This window comes from Bacillus sp. K2I17, assembly GCF_002209985.1.
Taxonomy (GTDB): Bacteria; Bacillota; Bacilli; order Bacillales; family Bacillaceae_G; genus Bacillus_A; species Bacillus_A wiedmannii.
The window spans coordinates 1-1,380 of the sequence record NZ_NJGF01000131.1 but is presented as its reverse complement, the minus strand read 5'-3'; the positions used below and the strand labels follow the sequence as shown (position 1 = coordinate 1,380).

1 pseudogene is annotated in these 1,380 nt (G+C 28.5%); it reads left to right on the top strand.

The annotated features are described in order from the left end of the window. Window positions 1–408: 408 nt before the first annotated feature. Window positions 409–1,380, top strand: a pseudogene (locus tag CER22_RS31075) (GGDEF domain-containing protein); the annotation flags it as partial.

The window sequence follows — 1,380 nt, the reverse complement described above, 5'->3', positions numbered from 1 at the left end:
ATCTTCAGTTTTCAAAGAGCAATCTGTACAAGGATATGGTAGCAAACATGTTGGCTTATGCCAACCGACATTCATCTCCCACCTAAAATTGGTGTTTTACACCTTCACATTTTTGAGGAAGGAGTCTTCTGTCGGAAAACGATAAATTGCTAAAGTATAGTTTTGTTATTTGTAATGATTTTTAGTTTTATAGTGTATACTGGCGCCGACTTATTAAGAATTATAAATAAGTCGGTGTTTTAGTTAGAGTCCTTAATGAATCTATAAAAAGTTATGGACAAAAAAAGATGAATAGTTCGACTAACAATAAGTTATTTTGAAAGAAATCTTTTGAAATGGTTATAATAGGAATAATAATTAGAAACAAATTTAATAAAAAATGATGAAAGACTTAAGAAGGTGAATATATTGCGTAAACATTCACATGTGCAATTTTATGTATTAATATTGACTCTATTAGCTTATTTAAGCTTTTGCTTTATATTTTTATTTGTTTTTCCGAATCTTTATTTTGTATCAGATTTTAATATACGCCTCTCATCTTTAGTTGTTGAAACTATTCTACTTATTTCATTACTCTATTCTATAGTATCCAGAAAAGTTAAGTTAGGAGTGTTTTGGGCTTGTATTACTATTGCAATAGGGTGTTTCTTGATAGGGAATTTTATATCTGCTTTTCAAGTACTTAATATAGAATTACCAATACAAAATTTTAATATCTCTGATGTATTTTTGTTGTTTTTCTTATTTTTCTTTCTCTTTGCGTTCTTTTATAAAATTATGATGGAATGTAACAAATGGGAAAAGGCGTATTTGATTTGTGATTTATGTATTGTTGTTACTGCTATTTTCACCTTAGAGTGGTACCTATTTAATAAACCTTCTGCAAATATTTTATTCTTATCAATTGGAGATGTTTTTCTTTCATTTATTTTCCCGATTATAGATCTATTGCTTCTTTTACTAGGAGTTAGTCTTATTTTTCGACCAGCAATTTTTAATGCGAAAAGTAAATTATTTATTTTCATCTTAGTATTAACTGGATTGTCTATTACGGACTACTTATATTTCTATTTACAAGATGATTTATCACATCGTTCACTCATATTATTAAGGTGTTTGTATAGAGTTTTTCTATTATTTATTGCCATTGCCGCTACTATCCCAAGGAGTGCATCTTCTAGAAGAAATTATTTTATTATTAATCCGACATTTGGAAAGAAACTTCTTGTCATATTTCCTTATCTCGCAGTTGCAATCTTAATTGGTTTTACTTTAAAAGAGCAAACTTCTTCAGCTACACTGATTACGGGCAATTGTATTGCCTTTGTATTTGTACTGATTCGTCATACAATTGTACGAATGCAAAACAAAGATTTA